Here is a 16,154-nt window from a genome sequence, read left to right as displayed (position 1 = left end):
GTTTAACCGCCCTGATTATTGATATTCCGACCTTCTGCCAGACGCTTAACCAGCGGTGTCATAATCAATTCCATCGCCAGCCCCATCTTGCCGCCCGGAACCACCAATGTATTGATATGCGAAATAAATGAGCCTTGTAGCATGGCGAGCAAATACGGGAAATCGATGTCATCCAGCCCGCGAAAATGAATCACCACAAAACTTTCATCCAGAGACGGGATGCCGCGAGCTGCAAATGGGTTAGACGTATCAACAGTTGGGACGCGCTGGAAGTTGATGTGGGTGCGGGAGAATTGCGGTGTGATGTAATTGATATAGTCGTCCATAGAACGAACCACAGAGTCCATTACCGCTTCTCGGGAATGCCCGCGCTCACTGGTATCCCGCACTAACTTTTGTATCCACTCCAGGTTCACAATCGGTACCACACCAACCAGCAAATCGACGGCTTTAGCCACATCGTGTTGTGGCGTAACTACCCCGCCGTGCAAACCTTCATAAAACAAAACATCAGTGGGTTCTGGCAATGGCTGCCATGGCGTAAAGGTTCCGGGGATTTGGTTCCAGGGTACGGCTTCATCGTAAGTATGTAGATACTTGCGTGACTTACCTTGCCCGGTTCTACCGTATTCAATGAACGTCTGTTCAAGCAAACCAAAGTCATTGGCTTCTGGGCCGAAATAGCTGATATGGCGCCCCAGGTCGCGTGCTTTACGAATAGCCATATCCATTTCAGGACGAGTGAAACGATGGAAACTGTCACCTTCGACTTCCGCTGCACGTAAATTGAGTTGCTGGAAGATTTTACGGAAGGCAAGGCTGGTGGTTGTCGTTCCCGCGCCGCTGGAACCTGTTACGGCAATAACCGGATGTTTGGCTGACATAAGGCAACAACTCCATGGGTGATCGCAAGTGTGTGTAAGTAAGGGCTGGCCCTCACTCTCAGGGAGATAGCTGGGTGAGGGTGGTTTTATTATGCAGTATAGAAGTTAAACGCTTAGCCGCGAAACTGCCCGCGAGCCATAATATTTACCGTTTCATGGAGTTCCGACCATACCAGCACAGCCTCACCACTTTGCAGCTGGCGCTTAACATCGGCCACTTTCTGCTCCAGTGAACGCTCTTGTTCACCATAATCGGTGCCTTCGCGTAATACAAAGGATTCAATCAGATTATCAAGCGTTTCGGGAGGAAGATCTTGCCAGGGAATCATCATATTACTGGTCCAGGAATTTATTCAGCCACTGTGGGATACGTTGCTCAAGCCACATTTCCGGGCGACGCAGCGTACCACCAACAAATCCAACGTGCCCGCCGTAGCGTGTCAGTTGATACTCGATATTGGCAGGTAAGATAGCTTTATCTGGGATCACATGGTGATCCATAAACGGGTCATCTTTTGCGTGGATGATGAGCGTCGGCGTTTTGATTTGTGGCAGCAGCGGCATCGCGCTGCACTGGCGGTAATAATCGATAGCGTCAGCAAAGCCGTGAATTTTTGAAGTAATCAAATCGTCAAACTCGCGTAGACGACGCATTCCTTTAAGCTGACGCATATCTACCGGGAGTGTGCCCGGATAGCTTCTTAGCTTACGTGCGGCATTCTTCTTCAGCAGATTCAAAAGATAGTGCTGATAAACGCGGGAGAAACCTTTTTCGATATGTGCGCTGCAATGTTCAAGCATCAGTGGGGCTGAAACCACTACACCAGCCTGAAGCGTACAATCGGCACCCTGTTTTGCCATCAGGCAGGCGAGCATGTTGCCGCCGAGAGAAAAACCGACCGCCGCCGTCGGTACTTTGCCATAACGCTCAGACAGCCAGTTTAAGAAGTAGCTTCCGTCTTCAGTTTCACCCGAGTGATAAATGCGCTTCATGCGGTTTGGCACACCGCTACATCCGCGGAAATGCATTACCACGCCTAACCAGCCTTGCTTGCTGGCGGCCTCGATTAAACCATGGGCGTATGGGCTGTGCAGGCTACCTTCGAGTCCATGAAAAACGACTAACCGTGGTTTATGCATTGCCTGGCGCGGGTCCTCGCTCCAGGCAAGATCGACAAAATCCCCGTCCGGCATGTCAAGACGCTGCCAGTGAGGTTTGAAATTGAGGCGACGGCGAATCAAACGCGGAAGCATGGTTTGCAGGTGTGGATTACTGACACCCTTCAACGGATGGAATTGTTCATCTTCTTCGTGATTAAAATTCAATACTGCGGGACTTGTCGTAGCCATATCACACTGTTAGTTTCATTTAGTTTGCTAATTAACTTTACGGGGTGTGGAACACCCATTTCATGGAAACGCTTTTTTTCTCAATGCTGGGCTTTCTCTGGGTTGCTGCTATCACACCAGGCCCAAACAACATGCTACTCACTTCATCCGGCGCGAATTACGGATTCCTGCGCACCATACCATTGATGATAGGTATCATGCTTGGTATGCAGTGCATTTTATTATTGGTAGCTTTTGGTGTGGGTAGCTTAATTCTATTGTACCCCGCTTTACACCTGATTCTGAAGGTTGCCGGTAGTGCTTATCTTTTATGGTTGGCATGGAAAATTGGTACAGCGACCTACGAACGCCTGGAAACAGATGCGCCACCACCCGAGCCAATTCCATTCTGGCAGGGCGGTTTGCTGCAAGTCATTAATCCAAAAGCTTGGTTGATGGCGCTAGGTGCTGTCGCAAGTTTTAGTCTGGCGGGTTCTCAGTACCTGTATTCTGTGGCGTTAATCAGCATCGGTATTGCACTGGTTAACATTGTTGCGGGGATGATTTGGATTGCGTTTGGTAGCTTGATAGGTACGCTTCTGCGTAGTCGCCGCGCCTGGACTCTGTTTAACGTCTTTATGGGATTACTGACAGCGGCGTGTGTGTTGCTGATTTGGCACTAAGAATGAAGTCAATGTTCAGACGAGTAATTGGCCCACAAGTGGGCCAATTTGTTTGATTAAAAGCGTTATTGGACTCCGGCGGAAATGATGTAATTTTCGTTTTTAATTCCTGCAGAATCACCACCTGAGTATTCAGTTTTGCCTGTCGCGCGGTTGATCATTTCACTCCCGTCCTTACCTTCTGAATAATAATTATAAGCAAACTCAGTCGAGACTTTCGCATTCGGTGTAATGTAATATCCGACTTCGATTGCGGTCGAATAATAACGAGAGTTCGTTGTTTTTTCACGAAATGTGGTATCTCGTAAATAGTGCTCATCATTATCTTTTGCGGTAACCCAATCGCTGAATTTCAATAATGTATTAACCTCTATACATTGATATAGGTATTGACCGGCAAAGCCGATATAGGGTAATGAAAATTTCTGTTGGTAATCAATAGTGCGCTTGCCATCGGGTTAGTTACCGATATCAGTCCCATTATCGTAATTGTAGTTACCACCATATGCACTCCAGCTAAATCGAGTTTGTTGATAACCAGCCACTGCTGCTAATTTGTAGTTGTCAGCTTTTAATAACCAACCCCTGAGACTGAGATCAAATTCATTAGCGTAATTGAGAGGGGTATTGGGATGATGTAACCAGTCACTCCAGCAAGATTTTTTATCATCAAGTCAGTCATGGTCGTCCATCGTGTTGCCGCGCGAGGCCAGAGATGTCCACCCTCTGGCATTAAGTGTGAGTCTTTGCCAGGCATCCCAGTTTATTTCACCTTTAAGAACGGGAGTGTTTTTTATTTTCCACTCAAGTTGACTTATTTTTTACCGCTTTTGTCATCATATACTCGTTCTGTAGATTTTCCGCCCAGAATACCTGGCGATGTTCCTATAGATAAACTTTCGGGTTCTAGTGAGGGTGCAAAATTATTAAAGTCATTTGCATAGGCCAGTTGGTCAAATGCAGAAAGCATAATGATGGATGTAATTAGTTGTCTCATTATATTCATTCCATTGAAGTGAGTTTTTATATTTTATGACCGTCATTGTTTTGATGGCTGTAAAAATATAGTGTGCGCGATAACGAATAAACATTTTAGCTGGCACAGTTGTACTCTATTGATTAACGTATAAGCAATGTGTCAAATTAATCATTGCGATAAGATTCATATATGCGAAGGAATAGGAGGTTTCCCGGGATGTTATCTTATAGAGTTCTCCCGGGGTAAGTGATAATTTTCGCGAGTTTATTTATTCGCTTTGCATCATCTGTTCTAACTGATCATGCGCATCAAGCCATTCCATCTCGCATTCTTCCAGAGCTGACTTCACTTTCACCTGAGTTTGTAGACATTCGGTCATTTCTGCTTTGCGACTTTGGTCGTAAATGGCACTGTCAGCCAGTTTTTCTTCGACTTCAGCAAGCTGCGCATTTAACTTTTCCATTTGTTTTTCAAGCGTGGTGATTTGCTTACGCAACGGCTGAGTTTGTGTGCGTAATTCAGCTTCACGGCGTTTCTGGTCTTTACGTGCCTGGGCGCTATTGGTGTTATCTTTCGCGGAATCATCAGGCTGGTTTTCCTGCTTTTGCAGATCAATAAGCCATTGCTGATAATCTTCCAGATCGCCATCAAACGCTTCCACTTTGCCATCGTGAACCAGGTAGAGATCGTCTGTGGTTGAACGTAGCAGGTGACGGTCGTGCGATACCACAACCAGCGCGCCTTCGAAATCAATTAACGCTTCGGTTAGCGCCTGACGCATGTCGAGATCAAGGTGGTTGGTCGGTTCGTCGAGCAGCAGCAGGTTAGGGCGCTGCCAAACAACCAACGCCAGAACCAGACGAGCTTTTTCACCACCAGAGAAGCGAGCTGTTTGCTCGGTGACTTTATCGCCCCGGAAGCCGAAACCGCCGAGATAATCACGCAGTTGCTGTTCAGACTCTTTCGGTGCGATACGTGCAAGATGTTGAAGCGGGGATTCGTCAGCGCGTAAATATTCCAACTGATGCTGAGCGAAGTAGCCGAGCTTGATGCCTTTTGCCAGGCCGATATCGCCCTGCAACGGTTTGATTTCTTCCGCCAGCAGTTTGATAAGCGTTGATTTACCAGCACCGTTGCGGCCGAGTAAACCAATGCGCGAGCCAGGCACCAGATTCAGTTTGATTGAATCAAGGATCACGCGCTCGCCATAACCAGCACTGACTTTTTCCATTCGCAATAGCGGATTCGGCAAGCTTTCTGGCTCGCGGAAACTGAATTGGAACGGGTTGTCGACGTGTGCCGGGGCAATCAATTCCATGCGCTCGAGCATCTTCACGCGGCTCTGCGCTTGTTTTGCTTTGCTGGCTTTGGCTTTGAAACGATCGATAAAGCTTTGCAAGTGAGCAACACGCTCCTGCTGGCTTTCATACATCGACTGCTGCTGAGCAAGGCGCGTCGCGCGCTGGCCTTCAAACGAAGAGTAGTTGCCGGTGTATTCAAACATCGACTCTTGTTCGATATGAATAATTTTGCCCACCACCGGGTCAAGGAAGTCACGGTCGTGAGAAATCAGAATCAATGTGCCCTGATAACTTTTCAACCAGCGCTCAAGCCAGATAACGGCGTCTAAATCCAGGTGGTTGGTTGGTTCATCAAGCAGAAGTAAATCTGAGCGGCAGATCAGCGCTTGTGCCAGGTTCAGGCGCATACGCCAGCCACCGGAAAAATCACTGACCGGGCGTTCAAGTTGTTCATTGCTGAAGCCTAAACCGTGCAGCAGGCTCGACGCGCGTGAGCGAATCGTCCAGGCATCAACCGCGTCAAGCTTACCGTGCACCAGTGCAATCGCGTGGCCATCGTTGCGCTCATTGGCTTTTGCCAGTTCCGCTTCAAGCTGGCGGAATTCACGATCGCCATCAATAACATATTCAATGGCTGGCATCGCCAGTGCAGGGGTTTCCTGGTTTACCCAGGCCAGCGCCCAGTTACCAGGATAGGTCATACTTCCGCCATCGGCGCTGATCTCGTTCTTCAGCAGCGCCAGCAGCGTGGATTTACCGCAGCCGTTTTTACCCACCAGACCCACTTTCTGGCCCGGATTGATGGTAGCGGTGGCGTTATCCAGCAGAACGCGGGTACCGCGACGAATTTGTAACGAGGAGAAAACAATCATAAAGCGCCGTATGTTCAGAGTATGTTAAATTGTCATTATATAAAGGTAACGTGATGCCAACGGCACCGCGTCGGGCTGCATGGTAGCCCAAAAAAATCACTATGACGACGCCCTGGAGGGTAATGATGTCGCAGCCGCCGAAAGTTTTGCTGCTATATGCCCATCCGGAGTCACAAGACTCGGTCGCAAACCGCGTCTTACTCCAGCCGGCGCAGCAGCTTGCCAATGTCACTGTGCATGACCTTTATGCGCACTATCCTGACTTTTTTATTGATATCTATCGCGAGCAGGCATTGCTGCAAGAGCATGATGTTATCGTCTTTCAACACCCTCTTTATACCTATAGCTGCCCCGCATTGCTCAAAGAGTGGCTGGATCGCGTGTTGAGCCGTGGTTTCGCAAGTGGTGTGGGAGGTACTGCTCTGGCGGGAAAGTACTGGCGTAGTGTCATAACCACCGGCGAGCCGGAAGGTGCTTATCGGCACGATGGGTTTAACCGTTTTCCGCTGACCGATATTTTGCGTCCTTTTGAACTCACTGCTGCCATGTGCCGTATGCACTGGATGAACCCGATGATTGTTTACTGGGCTCGTCGGCAATCTCCCCAGGAGCTGGCCAGCCATGCGAAAGCTTATGGCGAATGGTTGGTTTCACCTACATTACCGGGAGGCCGTTGATGGAAGGTTCAGATGTATTACTGGCGGGAGTGCTGTTTTTGTTTGCTGCGGTAGTTGCCGTACCTATTGCCGCCCGTTTAGGGATTGGCGCGGTGCTGGGCTATTTGCTGGCAGGTATTGTAATTGGGCCGTGGGGATTAGGATTTATCAGCGATGTAGATGAAATCCTTCACTTCTCGGAATTGGGCGTTGTATTCCTGATGTTTATCATCGGGCTGGAACTGAACCCTTCCAAGCTTTGGCAGCTTCGGCGTTCGATATTTGGTGTCGGTGCGGCACAAGTTTTATTTAGTGCCACGATCCTGGCTGGATTACTGATGTTGACGCAGTTTTCCTGGCAAGCCGCGGTGATTGGCGGGATTGGCCTGGCGATGTCGTCAACGGCGATGGCGCTACAGCTGATGCGTGATAAGGGCATGAATCGCAATGAGTCCGGACAACTGGGCTTTTCAGTGCTGCTGTTTCAGGACTTGGCGGTAATTCCGGCTATTGCGCTGGTACCGTTGTTAGCCGGCAATGACGGCGGCCATACCGACTGGATCAAGATCGGCTTTAAAGTGCTGGCTTTTGCGGGGATGTTGGTTGGCGGGCGTTATCTGCTGAAACCTGTGTTCCGCTTTATTGCGGGTTCCGGGGTGCGGGAAGTGTTTACGGCGGCGGCATTGTTGCTGGTTTTGGGTTCGGCGCTATTTATGGATGCGCTGGGCTTTTCAATGGCGCTTGGAACATTTATCGCAGGCGTGCTATTGGCGGAAAGTGAATACCGGCACGAACTGGAAACCGCGATTGATCCTTTTAAAGGATTATTGCTCGGCTTGTTCTTTATCTCCGTTGGCATGGCATTAAACCTCGGGGTGCTTTACACCCATATCTTCTGGGTTGTTTTAGGTGTTGTGGTGTTGGTGGCAGTTAAAGCCGGCGTGCTGTATGGCCTGTCGTGGTTTTTCGGGTTGCGTAGCTCCGAGCGCCTACAGTTTTCAGGTGTACTAAGCCAGGGCGGGGAGTTCGCATTCGTACTTTTCTCGACGGCTTCATCGCAAAAGCTGTTCAGCGGTGACCAGATGCCACTGTTACTGGTGACGGTCACACTTTCAATGATGACTACGCCGCTATTGATGAAAGGTGTTGATGCCATTCTGGCGCGGCGATTTAATGTCGGTGATGACGAAAACGATGAAAAGCCTTATGTGGAAGACGATCAGCCGCAAGTGATTATTGTGGGCTTTGGGCGTTTTGGGCAGGTGATTGGCCGCTTGCTGATGGCGAACAAAATGCGCATTACAGTTCTTGAGAGAGACATTAGCTCCGTTAGTCTGATGCGCAAATATGGCTACAAAGTCTATTACGGCGATGCCACCGAGCTTGAGTTGCTGCGTTCGGCAGGAGCGGAGACCGCAAAATCTATCGTTATCACCTGTAATGAGCCGGAAGACACAATGAAAGTCGTCCATTTGTGTCAACAACACTTTCCACATCTGGCGATACTGGCGCGAGCCAGAGGGCGTGTCGAAGCGCATGAATTGTTGCAAGCTGGAGTGACACAGTTCTCACGTGAAACCTTCTCCAGTGCGCTGGAATTAGGGCGCAAGGCGCTGATGACATTGGGGATGCATCCTCATCAGGCGCACCGCGCACAGCTCCATTTCCGCCGTCTGGATATGAGTATGCTGCGTGAGTTAATGCCAATTCATACTGATAACGCACAAATTTCCAGGGTGCGTGAAGCGCGTCGTGAATTAGAAGAGATTTTCGAACGCGAGATGCAGCAAGAGCGTCGGCAGTTCGATGGTTGGGATGAATTTGAATAAATAAGGTGAAGCGAATGCCGGTGCGTAAACGTTTTATTGCCGGGGCTGTTTGCCCCGAATGTCAGGCGCGAGATTCCCTCGCGATGTGGCGTGAGAATAATGTCGATATTGTTGAGTGTGTTAAGTGCGGCCACCAAATGCGTGAAGCCGATAAGCAAGTTCGTGAGCATGTTCGCGAACAAGAGCAAGTCATTGGGATTTTTCATCCGGACTAGCGAGATGCCCCAGCTTTTTTTAAGCTTAGGGGTACACCGGCGCTAAATTCCGCTACAATCGGCGCCAGTTTTTTTTCTCACGCTCGCTCAGGAGATATCATGAAAGTAGCAAAAGACCTGGTGGTCAGCCTGGCTTACCAGGTACGTACAGAAGACGGTGTGTTGGTTGATGAGTCTCCGGTGAGTGCGCCGCTGGACTATCTGCATGGTCACGGCTCCCTGATTTCAGGTCTGGAAACTGCGCTGGAAGGTCACGTTGTTGGTGATCGTTTCGACGTGAATGTTGGCGCAAATGACGCTTACGGCCAGTATGACGAAAACCTGGTGCAACGCGTTCCTAAAGACGTGTTTATGGGCGTTGATGAGCTGGAAGTTGGTATGCGCTTTATGGCTGATACCGACCAAGGTCCAGTACCAGTTGAAATTACTGGCGTTGAAGATGAGCACGTTGTTGTTGATGGCAACCACATGCTGGCCGGCCAGAATCTTAGCTTCAACGTAGAAGTTATCGCTATTCGTGAAGCAACTGCTGAAGAACTGGCTCATGGCCACGTTCACGGTGAGCACGATCATCACCACGATCACGACCATGAAGGTGGTTGCTGTGGTGATCACGGTCACGGCGACGACCATGAACATGGTAAAGGCGGTTGTGGCGGTAATGGCGGTTGCGGTTGCCACTAATCTGCGAAAGATAAAAAAGGCGTGTCAGTGACACGCCTTTTCTTTTGGGAACTAGTAATGCGGAGGTGGAGTCTCTTCGGCTTCTGATGCCACCATCGACGGCTGGCTTGCTTTTAGTTTTTCAACCAGCAAGCGGAAATGCTCGCGCAGTTTGACCATCTCCAATTCATGAGCCGTTACCGTCTGATTTAACTCTTCTATAGTAATCTCCTGGAAAGCGAGACGACTCTCAAGTTCTTCTAGCCGTTGTTCGGTCGATTTCTGTTGCATGGCTAATACTCCTGGCCTGCGGATGGACAATTTCGGGCGATTCTACTGAAAAATCCAGCACGTTACAGCGCTGTTTTACTTAGGAAGAAACTTCTTTATACAAAAAGAGTCTGAATTTGTCTCGATAAGGCGCGGAGAGATTGTGTAGATTTCTTCCACGACGTTATAGTACGTCTCTTAGTTGATAATAACCTTGGGGTTAGAGGCCCCGGCCCTGGAGAAATGGATGAAATCACTGTTTAAAGTAACGCTACTGGCGACCACGATGGCCGTTGCCCTGAGCGCTCCGGCGTTCGCTGCCCCGGCAACTGCTGCCGCTAAAGATGCCCCAGCTGCAAGCAATGCGGCATTCAAAAATGACGATCAGAAATCTGCGTATGCATTGGGTGCTTCGCTGGGCCGTTATATGGAAAACTCTCTGAAAGAACAAGAAAAGCTGGGGATCACGCTGGATAAGAACCAGCTTATCGCTGGTGTTCAGGATGCATTTGCTGATAAGAGCAAATTATCCGATCAGGAAATTGAGCAGACGCTGCAAGCTTTCGAAGCTCGCGTGAAGTCTTCCGCTCAAGCGAAAATGGAAAAAGATGCTAAAGAAAACGCGGATAAAGGCAAAACCTTCCGTGATACTTTCGCAAAAGAGAAAGGTGTTAAAACTTCTCCAACTGGTCTGATGTATAAAATCAACAAAGCGGGTACAGGTGAAGCACCAACTGACAGCGATACTGTTGTCGTTAACTACAAAGGTACGCTGATCGACGGTAAAGAGTTCGATAACTCTTACACCCGTGGCGAACCACTCTCTTTCCGTCTTGATGGTGTAATCCCTGGTTGGACTGAAGGCCTGAAGAACTTGAAGAAGGGCGGTAAAATCCAACTGGTTATTCCACCAGAACTAGCTTATGGCAAAACTGGCGTTCCGGGGATCCCTGCTAACTCAACTCTGGTATTTGACGTAGAGTTGCTGGATATCAAGCCAGCACCTAAAGCTGACGCGAAACCAGAAGCCGCTCCAGAAGCTGATGCAGCTAAGAGCAAATAAGGCATTATTAACCGCCGTCCTCAGGGGCGGCGGTTTTTTATTTGAGGCAGGATATAATAAAAGCTGGAAAGCGCCTCTTACGCTGTATTACCTTAGCAGGCTGCGCAACAACGAGTATGAGTCTGCCCTGACACCATTTAAGCGCGACAGGCTCTCTGTAGAGGGTGGTATCTTTAAATGTCCAATTCGCTTTTAACCAATGAAACCAGTGAGCTTGATTTACTGGACCAGCGTCCTTTCGAACAAACCGACTTTGAAATATTAAAATCCTACGAAGCGGTGGTGGACGGGTTAGCGATGCTGATTGGTTCTCACTGTGAAATTGTGTTGCACTCGCTGCAAGATCTGAAGTGTTCCGCTATTCGCATCGCAAATGGTGAACACACTGGGCGAAAAATTGGCTCGCCGATTACCGATCTTGCCTTACGCATGCTGCATGATATGACCGGTGCGGATAGTAGCGTTTCCAAATGCTATTTCACCCGTGCAAAAAGCGGTGTCCTGATGAAGTCAGAGACTATCGCCATTCGTAACCGTGATGAACGTGTTATCGGCCTGTTGTGTATCAACATCAATCTTGATGTTCCATTCTCGCAAATTATGTCGACGTTCATTCCGCCAGAAACGCCTGAAGTGGCTTCATCGGTCAACTTTGCGTCCTCAGTCGAAGATTTGGTTATGCAGGCTCTGGAATTCACGATTGAAGAAGTGAATGCCGATCGCAATGTGTCCAACAATGCCAAGAATCGGCAGATTGTGCTGAACCTTTACGAGAAAGGTATCTTTGATATCAAAGATGCGATTAACCAGGTTGCCGATCGTTTGAATATTTCTAAGCACACGGTTTATCTCTACATCCGTCAATTCAAAAACGGTGATTTCCAGGGGCAGGATAAGTAATGCGTTTTGCCATCCTGGTGACAGGCCCGGCTTATGGTACGCAGCAGGCGAGTAGTGCATTGCAGTTTTCTCAGGCCGTTATTGCTCAAGGGCACACATTAGAAAGCGTGTTCTTCTACCGCGAAGGTGTTTATAACGCAAACCTTCTTACATCCCCTGCAAATGATGAATTTGATATTGTTCGAGCATGGCAGCAGCTCAATGAACAGCATGGCGTTGAATTGCATATCTGTGTTGCAGCGGCTCTGCGTCGCGGTGTTACTGACGCAGAGCAAGCTAAGCAGCTTGGTTTACCTTGTCATAATATGCAGCCTGGCTTCACCCTTAGTGGGTTAGGGGCACTGGCTCAGGCTTCGTTGAGCTGTGATCGGACGGTACAATTCTGATGAAGCGTGTAGCATTCGTATTTAAATCAGCACCTCATGGAAGCGTCAGCGGGCGTGAAGGGCTTGATGCCTTACTTGCCACATCAGCACTAACCGAAGATATCGGCGTGTTTTTCATTGGCGATGGGGTTTTGCAACTGATACCAGATCAGCAACCAGGCCTTATCCTCTCCAGAGACTACATCGCGACATTCCGCGTGCTGCCATTGTACGATATCGAGCAGTGTTATCTCTGCGCGGCGTCGATTCGTGAACGAGGATTATCGCCAGAAAGAACCTGGGTTCTCGATGCTAAACCGCTTGAGCCTGATGCATTGTGCGAAATGCTGCACCAATTTGATGTGGTGCTAACCTTCTGAGGCAACATGCTGCATATTTTACAACACTCACCTTTTCAGGCCGATTTTGAATCGTTGCTGCGCTGTTTGAAATGCGGTGATGAACTTTTATTACGGCAAGATGCGGTCATTGCAGCCATCTCAGGGACCAAAGCCCTTGATTTACTGCTCTCAGCCCCCATTTCTGTGTATGCTCTGCAGGAAGATATCGAGGCTCGCGGCTTAACTGCTCAAATTTCAACCGGTGTAGGCAAGGTCAGCTATACTGACTTCGTTGCATTGACGGTTAAACACGAACAACATATTTCCTGGTAAAATCCAGGATTGTTGTATATTTCTTGACACCTTTTCGGCTCAGCCCTAAAATTCTGCGTCCTCATATTATATGAGGCCGTTTTATTACGTGTTTACGAAGCAAAAGCTAAAACCAGGAGCTATTTAATGGCAACAGTTAACCAGCTGGTACGCAAACCACGCGCTCGCAAAGTTGCAAAAAGCAACGTGCCTGCGCTGGAAGCCTGCCCGCAGAAACGTGGCGTATGTACTCGTGTATATACTACCACTCCTAAGAAACCAAACTCCGCACTGCGTAAAGTATGCCGTGTGCGTTTGACTAACGGTTTTGAAGTTACCTCCTACATCGGCGGTGAAGGTCACAACCTGCAGGAACACTCCGTGATCCTGATCCGTGGCGGTCGTGTAAAAGACTTGCCAGGTGTTCGTTACCACACCGTTCGTGGTGCACTTGACTGCTCCGGCGTTAAAGACCGTAAGCAATCTCGTTCCAAGTATGGCGTGAAACGTCCTAAGGCTTAATGGTTTCCGTTAAGTAAGGCCAAACGTTTTAAATAAATGTCAAACTCAATAGAGTTTTGGACAACCCTGAATTAACAACGGAGTATTCCCATGCCACGTCGTCGCGTCATTGGTCAACGTAAAATTCTTCCAGATCCTAAGTTCGGATCAGAGTTGCTGGCCAAATTTGTAAACATTCTGATGGTAGATGGTAAGAAATCTACTGCTGAATCTATCGTGTATACCGCGCTGGAGACCCTGGCTCAGCGTTCTGGTAAACAAGCACTGGAAGCTTTCGAAGTCGCTCTGGACAACGTTCGTCCGACTGTCGAAGTTAAGTCCCGCCGTGTTGGTGGTTCTACTTATCAGGTTCCAGTAGAAGTACGTCCGGTTCGTCGTAATGCTCTGGCAATGCGTTGGATCGTAGAAGCTGCTCGTAAACGCGGTGATAAATCCATGGCTCTTCGCCTGGCGAACGAACTTTCTGATGCTGCAGAGAACAAAGGTACTGCAGTTAAGAAACGTGAAGACGTTCACCGTATGGCTGAAGCCAACAAGGCGTTCGCTCACTACCGTTGGTAATCCCTTCGGAGTGTTAGTCACCAAGCGGGCGCTTCATGTGAGCTGCCCGCTTTGGGTTACTTAAATGAACGTCCTAGGATATAGAGGAATCAAATGGCTCGTAAAACACCCATTGAGCGTTACCGTAACATTGGTATCAGTGCTCACATCGACGCCGGTAAGACAACTACTACCGAACGTGTTCTGTTCTACACCGGTGTAAACCACAAAATCGGTGAAGTTCATGATGGCGCAGCCACTATGGACTGGATGGAGCAGGAGCAGGAACGTGGTATTACCATCACGTCCGCTGCGACCACCTGTTTCTGGTCAGGTATGGCTAAACAGTTCGAACCACACCACATCAACATCATTGACACCCCAGGGCACGTTGACTTCACCATCGAAGTTGAACGTTCCATGCGTGTTCTTGATGGTGCGGTAATGGTTTACTGTGCTGTTGGTGGTGTTCAGCCACAGTCTGAAACCGTATGGCGTCAGGCAAACAAATATAAAGTTCCACGTATCGCGTTCGTTAACAAAATGGACCGTATGGGTGCTAACTTCCTGAAAGTTGTTGACCAGATTGAAAAACGTCTGGGCGCAACTCCGGTGCCTCTGCAACTGGCTATCGGCGCGGAAGAGAAATTCACCGGTGTTGTTGACCTGGTGAAAATGAAAGCCATCAACTGGAACGAAGCTGATCAGGGCGTGACCTTCGAATACGAAGAGATCCCAGCTGATATGCAGGAACTGGCCGAAGAATGGCGCCAGAAACTGGTTGAAGCCGCCGCTGAAGGTTCTGACGAACTGATGGAGAAATTCTTTGGTGGCGAAGAGCTGACTGAAGAAGAGATCAAAACTTCTCTGCGTAAGCGCGTACTGAACAACGAAATTATCTTGGTTACCTGTGGTTCTGCATTTAAGAACAAAGGTGTTCAGGCGATGCTGGATGCGGTTGTTGAATACCTGCCAGCTCCAACTGACGTTACCGCGATTAACGGTATGCTGGACGACGGTAAAGACACTCCGGCTGTTCGTCACTCAGACGACAACGAGCCGTTTGCTGCTCTGGCGTTCAAAATCGCAACTGACCCGTTTGTTGGTAACCTGACCTTCTTCCGCGTTTACTCTGGCGTGGTTAACTCTGGTGACACCGTGTTCAACCCGGTGAAATCAGCACGTGAGCGTCTGGGCCGTATCGTACAGATGCACGCTAACAAACGTGAAGAGATCAAAGAAGTTCGCGCGGGCGATATCGCTGCAGCTATTGGTCTGAAAGAAGTGACTACTGGTGATACCCTGTGTGATCAGGACAATGTGATCATTCTGGAGCGCATGGAATTCCCTGAACCGGTAATTTCTATCGCTGTTGAACCAAAAACCAAAGCTGACCAAGAAAAAATGGGTCTGGCTCTGGGTCGTCTGGCTAAAGAAGATCCATCATTCCGCGTATGGACTGATGAAGAAACCAACCAGACCATCATCGCTGGTATGGGTGAACTTCACCTCGACATCATCGTTGACCGTATGAAACGTGAATTCAACGTTGAAGCTAACGTTGGTAAACCTCAGGTTGCTTACCGTGAAGCGATTCGCGCGAAAGTTACCGATGTTGAAGGTAAACACGCTAAGCAGTCTGGTGGTCGTGGTCAGTACGGTCATGTTGTTATCGACATGTACCCACTGGAGCCGGGTTCGAATCCGAAAGGTTACGAGTTCGTCAACGACATCAAAGGTGGTGTAATCCCAACGGAATACATCCCTGCTGTTGATAAAGGCATCCAGGAGCAGCTGAAGTCTGGTCCTCTGGCGGGTTACCCAGTAGTGGATCTCGGCGTGCGTCTGCACTTCGGTTCTTACCACGACGTTGACTCCTCTGAACTGGCGTTTAAACTGGCCGCTTCTATTGCCTTCAAAGATGGCTTTAAGAAAGCGAAACCAGTTCTGCTTGAGCCTATCATGAAGGTTGAAGTTGAAACTCCGGAAGAGAACACCGGTGACGTTATCGGTGACCTTAGCCGTCGTCGTGGTCAGCTGAAAGGTCAAGAATCTAACGCTACTGGCGTTCAGATTCACGCTGAAGTTCCGTTGTCTGAAATGTTCGGTTACGCAACTCAACTGCGTTCACTGACCAAAGGTCGTGCATCTTACTCCATGGAATTCCTGAAGTATGATGACGCACCAAACAACGTTGCTCAGGCCGTAATCGAAGCTCGCGGCAAATAAGCCCAGAGTTTTAAAAAACATTGATCCCGTGCTCTCTCCTTGAGGGGAGAGCGCAACAGTAAGGAATATAGCCGTGTCTAAAGAAAAATTTGAACGTACAAAACCGCACGTCAACGTCGGTACTATCGGCCACGTTGACCATGGTAAAACCACTCTGACTGCAGCAATCACTACCGTTCTGGCTAAAACCTACGGTGGTTC

At 48.9% G+C, this 16,154-nt stretch carries 19 protein-coding genes and 1 pseudogene; 14 read left to right on the top strand and 6 right to left on the bottom strand.

Annotated elements, in window-relative coordinates:
* Positions 1-2: 2 nt before the first annotated feature.
* The 3 genes from GC128_RS06655 to GC128_RS06645 all read right to left on the bottom strand — a co-directional run bounded on the left by GC128_RS06655 (position 3) and on the right by GC128_RS06645 (position 2,234).
* Positions 3-884, bottom strand: coding sequence for a phosphoribulokinase (locus GC128_RS06655; RefSeq protein WP_151993645.1), 882 nt, complete (start codon positions 882-884; stop codon positions 3-5).
* A 113-nt stretch (positions 885-997) separates the two neighbouring features.
* Positions 998-1,216 carry a YheU family protein gene (locus GC128_RS06650; protein ID WP_034460225.1) on the bottom strand — a complete coding sequence of 73 codons (219 nt, stop codon included), beginning with the start codon at positions 1,214-1,216 and terminating at the stop codon, positions 998-1,000.
* Position 1,217: 1 nt separating this feature from the next.
* Entirely contained in the window at positions 1,218-2,234 is a 1,017-nt protein-coding gene (locus GC128_RS06645; protein WP_151993644.1) for a hydrolase, read from the bottom strand.
* Between the two features lie 62 nt (positions 2,235-2,296).
* Between GC128_RS06645 and GC128_RS06640 the strand changes: the two genes are divergently transcribed.
* The gene (locus tag GC128_RS06640) at positions 2,297-2,896 is read left to right on the top strand and encodes a LysE family translocator (RefSeq protein WP_151993643.1); all 600 of its coding nucleotides are present in this window, start codon (positions 2,297-2,299) and stop codon (positions 2,894-2,896) included.
* Positions 2,897-2,961: 65 nt separating this feature from the next.
* On the opposite strand, the pseudogene GC128_RS06635 reads toward GC128_RS06640, so the two are convergent.
* Both GC128_RS06635 and GC128_RS06630 read right to left on the bottom strand, forming a co-directional pair.
* Positions 2,962-3,893: pseudogene (locus tag GC128_RS06635) on the bottom strand (omptin family outer membrane protease).
* Between the two features lie 250 nt (positions 3,894-4,143).
* Positions 4,144-6,048 carry an ABC transporter ATP-binding protein gene (locus GC128_RS06630; RefSeq protein WP_151993642.1) on the bottom strand — a complete coding sequence of 635 codons (1,905 nt, stop codon included), beginning with the start codon at positions 6,046-6,048 and terminating at the stop codon, positions 4,144-4,146.
* A gap of 125 nt (positions 6,049-6,173) precedes the next feature.
* On the opposite strand from GC128_RS06630, the gene kefG reads away from it, so the two are divergent.
* The 4 genes from kefG (at position 6,174) to slyD (ending at position 9,432) form a co-directional block, all read left to right on the top strand.
* The gene (gene kefG / locus GC128_RS06625; protein ID WP_193216231.1) at positions 6,174-6,725 is read left to right on the top strand and encodes a glutathione-regulated potassium-efflux system ancillary protein KefG; all 552 of its coding nucleotides are present in this window, start codon (positions 6,174-6,176) and stop codon (positions 6,723-6,725) included.
* Positions 6,725-8,533: a glutathione-regulated potassium-efflux system protein KefB gene (kefB, locus tag GC128_RS06620; protein ID WP_151993640.1), complete on the top strand. Its 1,809-nt coding sequence runs from the start codon at positions 6,725-6,727 to the stop codon at positions 8,531-8,533. The genes kefG and kefB overlap by 1 nt, the downstream gene beginning before the upstream one ends.
* A gap of 14 nt (positions 8,534-8,547) precedes the next feature.
* Complete coding sequence (locus GC128_RS06615; protein ID WP_034460208.1) at positions 8,548-8,748, top strand: YheV family putative zinc ribbon protein; 201 nt, start codon at positions 8,548-8,550, stop codon at positions 8,746-8,748.
* Positions 8,749-8,847: 99 nt separating this feature from the next.
* Positions 8,848-9,432 (top strand): peptidylprolyl isomerase, encoded by a 585-nt coding sequence (gene slyD / locus GC128_RS06610; protein ID WP_151993639.1) that lies wholly within the window; start codon positions 8,848-8,850, stop codon positions 9,430-9,432.
* Between the two features lie 51 nt (positions 9,433-9,483).
* Here the strand turns inward: slyD and GC128_RS06605 are convergent, their stop codons facing one another.
* On the bottom strand, positions 9,484-9,702 hold the full coding sequence (locus GC128_RS06605; protein ID WP_034460204.1) for a protein SlyX: 219 nt from the start codon (positions 9,700-9,702) through the stop codon (positions 9,484-9,486).
* A gap of 226 nt (positions 9,703-9,928) precedes the next feature.
* On the opposite strand from GC128_RS06605, the gene fkpA reads away from it, so the two are divergent.
* The 9 genes from fkpA to GC128_RS06560 all read left to right on the top strand — a co-directional run.
* Positions 9,929-10,744 (top strand): FKBP-type peptidyl-prolyl cis-trans isomerase, encoded by an 816-nt coding sequence (fkpA, locus tag GC128_RS06600; RefSeq protein WP_151993638.1) that lies wholly within the window; start codon positions 9,929-9,931, stop codon positions 10,742-10,744.
* A 177-nt stretch (positions 10,745-10,921) separates the two neighbouring features.
* Positions 10,922-11,644 carry a helix-turn-helix transcriptional regulator gene (locus GC128_RS06595; protein ID WP_034460202.1) on the top strand — a complete coding sequence of 241 codons (723 nt, stop codon included), beginning with the start codon at positions 10,922-10,924 and terminating at the stop codon, positions 11,642-11,644.
* Positions 11,644-12,030: a sulfurtransferase complex subunit TusD gene (gene tusD, locus GC128_RS06590; RefSeq protein WP_064514263.1), complete on the top strand. Its 387-nt coding sequence runs from the start codon at positions 11,644-11,646 to the stop codon at positions 12,028-12,030. The genes GC128_RS06595 and tusD overlap by 1 nt, the downstream gene beginning before the upstream one ends.
* The gene (gene tusC / locus GC128_RS06585) at positions 12,030-12,389 is read left to right on the top strand and encodes a sulfurtransferase complex subunit TusC (protein ID WP_151993637.1); all 360 of its coding nucleotides are present in this window, start codon (positions 12,030-12,032) and stop codon (positions 12,387-12,389) included. Before tusD ends, tusC begins: the two co-directional genes overlap by 1 nt.
* A 6-nt stretch (positions 12,390-12,395) precedes the next feature.
* Positions 12,396-12,683: a sulfurtransferase complex subunit TusB gene (gene tusB / locus GC128_RS06580; protein ID WP_151993636.1), complete on the top strand. Its 288-nt coding sequence runs from the start codon at positions 12,396-12,398 to the stop codon at positions 12,681-12,683.
* A 126-nt stretch (positions 12,684-12,809) separates the two neighbouring features.
* Complete coding sequence (gene rpsL, locus GC128_RS06575; protein ID WP_003023654.1) at positions 12,810-13,184, top strand: 30S ribosomal protein S12; 375 nt, start codon at positions 12,810-12,812, stop codon at positions 13,182-13,184.
* Between the two features lie 90 nt (positions 13,185-13,274).
* On the top strand, positions 13,275-13,745 hold the full coding sequence (rpsG, locus tag GC128_RS06570; protein WP_034499040.1) for a 30S ribosomal protein S7: 471 nt from the start codon (positions 13,275-13,277) through the stop codon (positions 13,743-13,745).
* Between the two features lie 93 nt (positions 13,746-13,838).
* A complete protein-coding gene (fusA, locus tag GC128_RS06565; protein ID WP_034499038.1) occupies positions 13,839-15,953 on the top strand; it encodes an elongation factor G in 2,115 nt (704 codons plus the stop codon).
* Positions 15,954-16,026: 73 nt separating this feature from the next.
* Positions 16,027-16,154 (top strand): GTP-binding protein (locus tag GC128_RS06560; RefSeq protein ID WP_016197641.1); only part of this gene is annotated, 128 nt, incomplete at its 3' end.

Source organism: Buttiauxella massiliensis (assembly GCF_902500225.1).
GTDB classification, from domain to species: Bacteria; Pseudomonadota; Gammaproteobacteria; order Enterobacterales; family Enterobacteriaceae; genus Buttiauxella; species Buttiauxella massiliensis.
This window is presented reverse-complemented; position numbering and strand designations above follow the sequence as displayed.